This window comes from Patescibacteria group bacterium, assembly GCA_020148045.1.
In the GTDB taxonomy this organism is placed as follows: Bacteria; Patescibacteriota; Minisyncoccia; order Minisyncoccales; family GWA2-38-27; genus JAHCRG01.
Genome location: JAHCRG010000023.1, coordinates 1 through 4991, shown reverse-complemented (window position 1 = coordinate 4991; position 4991 = coordinate 1). Strand labels below are relative to the sequence as shown.

Sequence of the window (4991 nt, the reverse complement as noted above, 5' to 3'; positions counted from 1 at the left end):
TAATAAATTCTTTTACATTTTTTAAATTTTCTAATTTTCCTCTCTCTAAGTTATCTGCTACAGTAACTATTGCCCCTTTTTCTACAAGTAACTCAACTAAATGCGAGCCTATTAACCCAGCACCACCGGTTACTATAACTTTTTTATTCTTCCAAAATGACATTATCGTATCCTCCATGTTTTAAGGGTATTGTTTTAGCATATTTTCATTTTATATACGATAAAAAAGCCCAGAATTAACCCTATAGACCCAATTATCCATTGAATAGATTTAATAAAATTTAATCCAATGCCGTTTTCACTATTGGTTCCATTTTTGCCTATTTAAAGATGATTTTCTGAAAATCCCTTCAATGGTTCCCAATGCATATACTAATAAAGTAACCCAGCAAAATATTGGATGAAGTAGCAAAACCACCCTTATTCATATATTCTTGCTCTCTTTTTCTATCAAACCATTTTTTAATCAGACTAATCTGTCAAAGAACGATTTAATTTTCCACTTAAAAGTTACATATAGGTACATTAAAGGAACTACAAAACAATAAATTACATGAATAAACCAAGCTATATCGTGTTTTTTTATATAACCTAATATACAATCATAAAAAGGTTTTAAAATTGTTACCATTAATAAAAAAATAAAAAACAATCTTAATATATTTATATGATATTTATATTTGCGTAGTGCTTTGTATTTATGAAATAGCTCAATATTTCTTTTAAGTTTTTTTAAAAAATGCTGAATATTATTAGAATGAAGATGGATAATATCAAGCTTCATCATTAAAAATTTATTAAATCCCATTTTTACTAGCTCTAAATTACTATCCATATGAAAAAAGCGGGGATAATAATTAGTTTTAAGAAGCAGACTTTTTTTCGTTAAGAAGCCTTGAGAACCTATTGTTGGTAAGCTAAATTCGTCAAATTCTATAACATAATAATTTTTTGTTTCCTTAATAATTTTTCCAGATAATTTCCATGTCCTTTCTATATACATTAATCTATCTCGCTTTCCAAGATAAAATACAACAGGATCATTTATGCCAAAAAGGGAACAATATCTGTTAGCGAGGGAATCGCTCTTGTCATATCTAAACCATATTGCTTCCGCGCCTACGCAATTTGGGTTAATAAGCATTGCCTCAATACATTTACCAAGCCAATTTTTTTTAGGTAATCGATTATCATCATCGATAAAAAAAACATATTCATTTTTTGACGCCCTTAAGCCAATAGATTTTCCCATTTCTATATTATGAGCGCCATTTCTTAATATTTTTGCTCCATAATCTCTAGCAATATTGACAGTATTGTCTGTTGAATCGTCATCTACAACTAAAATCTCAATCTTTTCTGCAGGGTAATCTTGGTTTTTTATGCTATTAAGAAGTCCTTTTAACATCTTTTCTGAATTATAAGTAGGAATAATAATACTCATAGAAGGATATTTATATAATTCTTTTACCCGAATAGAATCTGTTAAGACCATATTTTTAAAAGCAAATTCTATTTCTTTACTAACCTATTAATATTTATATGCCTGTTATTGCTTTGCAAGACTTCCCGGTAATCATTAATCATAGGATATTTAATTTTTATTTATCTTTATTTTCCTAGGCTTTTCTTTAAATCTATCAATAATGCTGAGCGTTTTATCAATTGAGCCTGCATCGGCAATAATTATTTCAATTTTATCGGAGGGATAATCTTGAAATGCGATAGATTCCAGACATTCGTTAAGCGTCTTTTCTGAATTGAGGGTTGGTATCAGGATTGATATTGATTTCATGCCTAGTATTTATTGTTTGTTATATTTAAGCTAATTATTGAAATCTCTTATATGCCCCATAACTGCTTTTGCTGCTCTGGTAAAGAATTTAATATCATAAAAACTTCTAATAGATAATATTCGGCGAAGCAAGAATTCCGGGTCTAAAGCAATTTTGTATAGTTGTTGAATAGCCTGCATTAATTTCTTTTCTTCTATAGGGACTTTCATAACCAGTTCTCTCATATCATATCGGTCCCAATCCAGTGTTTTTAGTAGATTTGCCCGCCTGCATTCTTCAAATAGGGGGGTTCCTGGATAAGGAATCACTAATGTAGCCTGTAGTGTATGGGCGTAACCCTTTTTCATTAAGTATTTACCCAATTTTATCGTTCGCATTACATCGTTATAGTCTTCCCAAGGATAGCCAAACATGATAGTAAGGTGGGGGGCTAGCCCTGCTTTTTTTGCATTTTTACAGGAATTGATGATTTCCTCAGTGGTAAGAGATTTACTAATTTTTTCCAGAGTCTTTTGATTAGCTGATTCCAAGCCAAATAATATCAACCTAAAGCCTGCCTTTTTCATCAGCTTATAATCTTCTAAGGAGAGGGCACCGAACCGCATATTACAATCAATAAATACCTTTCTGTTTAAGCCTCTTTCTATCATCCCTTTACAAAATGCTCTCATCCATTTTCCAACAGGAAAAGTTCCTGTATCATCCATTATCTCTTTTACGCCATAATTGAAAACCAGCATTTCTATTTCATCGAGCAAAAGTTCTGGTTTTCTAACTCTGAATCTGGGATAAAGGGTGGTCCAAGAACAGAAAGTGCATTTATGATACCAGCAATCTCTTCCAACCATGGTATATGTGCCTGGCAGTCTAATATAGTTCCCATTGCACTCACTATAAAGCTTCCATTTAGTTAAATCGCGGTCTATAAAAGGAAGGCTGTTAAGATTATGGTTTAATTTAAAGCTACCTGTGTTTTTAATCTTGTTATTCTCCCTGTACCATATCCCCAGCTCTAACATTTCTGATAATTGCAATTGATTTTTGGAGCGATGTTGCTGATTAGTTTGGATTAGTTCTTGAAGAGCATTACAAAGATCGACTAATAGAAAATCATAATCGCCACCCGTTATCACAAAATCAACTTGGCTGTTTTTAATAGATTCTTCCGGCAAAGCTGTCACATGGTCGCCTACGAGAACTGTTTTGCAATTCGAATTAATGTCCTTAAGTTCATTTATAATCTGCCAATGTCTTTTTATTACCGGTGTCTTAGTTTCTATAACTATTACTTCTGGTAATTCCTGTTTAAAAAAATCAATAAATTGGCTATAAGACCAATTTTCTGCAATACAATCATTCCAAATAACTTGGTGACCGTTTTGCTCTAAAAGAGTAGCTGCTGAGGCAGGAACCATAGGATAAATATAGGTTGGGTTATTAAACCATTGGAACTGCCTATTTTGGCTTAGCAATGGCGTCCCTTTATTACTTTTTAATGGAGGATAGGAAATGAATATCTTCATCGTTTAAGCTCCTTAGTAATTAAACCTTTTATAAAATATAAGCCATATGTAATATGAGTGGATATAATGCCAAGCATAGTAAGAATTCCAATTATTAAATTCCTTTTTCTGATAGATGTGATTAAACCGCTCAGAAAAATAGCGCATAAATAAAATAAGGCTACTAATAGGTATCCAAGAGAGAAAATCTTATGATATAAGGATAAAGGTATACCAATAAGAAGGAAAGCGACAAAGAAGGAAGGGATAAAATAACTTAATCTAAGAGAGGTTTCAGGTAAAGTTTTCGCAAAATAACCCCTATGAAGGGCATAACCTTTAATTTGATTTAGGTGTTCCGCAAAAAGATATCTGCGATGATGCCATACCAGCACTTTTGGATCATATATTATTTTTTTACCTAACCTTTTTGTAATTTCCAAGCACAACTTAGTATCCTCTCCCGGCCAATAAATTGAATCAAAACCACCTAATTGTTGGAAAATATCCCTCCGAACAAGGAAATTAACGGAGGGATAATCATCTATTACTCTCATCTTCTGGGGGACATAGCGATAGGTGTAGTTACCACCTCCAAGCTTGGTTTCGAATACCGCCCCGGAAGCCTGTTGCCAAATAGAGTCATTCTCCGGCGTCACCGCAGGACCTCCCACAGCTGCAATGCTGGAATCTTTAAAATGTTTTACTGCATTTTTAAGCCAATCTCTCCTTGGAAAAGCATCATCATCTAAAAATGCGAAAATTTCTCCTTTAGCATATTTAAGAGCTAAATCTCTTTTTTCTGCAGGTCCAATAGGTCCTGTGGCAATAATTTTAGTTTTCTTAAAAGTTTCCTTTGAGCTTTCGTCTGGAAATAGAATAATCTCAAATTTATCATAGTCAAGATTCAAAATATACGCCATTGACTCTCTAATATATTCATTTATTTTTTTTAATGGTATAATGATTGATACAAAAGGGATATTTTCATAACTCATTTTAAATATTAAATTTGATAATCTGATATAAAAAGAAGCTTTTTAGCGATAAGATGCCTAATTTAAGGAATATTCATTATATTCCGTCCTTTTTCATAATACTTTAAGATATACATCCTATAAAATATGGCTAAGGTATCCAACCCTGCATACCACATGTCTTTGAGCCTCATTCTGCCCCATTTCCTGTTCCTTCTGAAATTTAAAACTACCGGCACTTCCTTGATTTTATAATGTAACCGATATGCGTTAGCCAGGAGTTCAACATCAAAGGCAAATCTTTTGCAAAGTATCCGTGGAAAAACCCTGTCCAATACTTCTTTTTTAAACAATTTTAATCCTGTTTGAGTGTCTTTTAAAGGAAGCCTGAAAAGGAGGTAAAGTATAAGACAATAAATAATACTTATCATTTTACGATGAATAGGGTATATTAGCTTTGATTGGGGATGGAACTTGGAGCCTATAACCACATCGGCACCTTCTTTTACCATTTTGCGGTATAAGCCATCTAATTGATTCGGATGTAAATCTAAATCAGCATCTAAAAAAGCTATAAGGTCACCGCTGCAATATGAGAATCCCTTTCTCAAGGCAAAGCCTTTGCCTTGATTTTCTTTATAGGTAACAATTCTTAGGAAAGGGTCGTTATCAAAATGTTTCTTCAAGTTTTTTAAAGTGGTGTCCGTGCTTCCGTC

6 protein-coding genes are annotated in these 4991 nt (G+C 32.8%); all 6 read right to left on the bottom strand.

Annotated features, from left to right (window positions below; all coding sequences use genetic code 11):
• Nucleotides 1-163, bottom strand: a 163-nt coding sequence (locus KJA13_04435; protein MBZ9578242.1) for an NAD-dependent epimerase/dehydratase family protein, incomplete at its 3' end; no start/stop codon positions are given.
• Nucleotides 164-466: 303 nt separating this feature from the next.
• Entirely contained in the window at nt 467-1495 is a 1029-nt protein-coding gene (locus KJA13_04430) for a glycosyltransferase family 2 protein (protein ID MBZ9578241.1), read from the bottom strand.
• A 99-nt stretch (nt 1496-1594) separates the two neighbouring features.
• Nucleotides 1595-1795, bottom strand: a complete 201-nt coding sequence (locus KJA13_04425; protein ID MBZ9578240.1) for a glycosyltransferase — start codon at nt 1793-1795, stop codon at nt 1595-1597.
• Nucleotides 1796-1825: 30 nt separating this feature from the next.
• A complete protein-coding gene (locus KJA13_04420; GenBank protein MBZ9578239.1) occupies nt 1826-3319 on the bottom strand; it encodes a radical SAM protein in 1494 nt (497 codons plus the stop codon).
• Nucleotides 3316-4296 (bottom strand): glycosyltransferase, encoded by a 981-nt coding sequence (locus KJA13_04415; GenBank protein MBZ9578238.1) that lies wholly within the window; start codon nt 4294-4296, stop codon nt 3316-3318. Before KJA13_04415 ends, KJA13_04420 begins: the two co-directional genes overlap by 4 nt.
• Before the next feature lie 62 nt (nt 4297-4358).
• Nucleotides 4359-4991, bottom strand: a 633-nt coding sequence (locus KJA13_04410) for a glycosyltransferase (protein MBZ9578237.1), incomplete at its 5' end; no start/stop codon positions are given.

What these genes read in the sequence shown, in the direction of transcription:
- KJA13_04430 (MBZ9578241.1), bottom strand. Translation starts at nt 1,495, where the DNA reads ATGGTCTTAACAGATTCTATTCGGGTAAAAGAATTATATAAATATCCT.
- KJA13_04425 (MBZ9578240.1), bottom strand. Translation starts at nt 1,795, where the DNA reads ATGAAATCAATATCAATCCTGATACCAACCCTCAATTCAGAAAAGACG.
- KJA13_04420 (MBZ9578239.1), bottom strand. Translation starts at nt 3,319, where the DNA reads ATGAAGATATTCATTTCCTATCCTCCATTAAAAAGTAATAAAGGGACG.
- KJA13_04415 (MBZ9578238.1), bottom strand. Translation starts at nt 4,296, where the DNA reads ATGAGTTATGAAAATATCCCTTTTGTATCAATCATTATACCATTAAAA.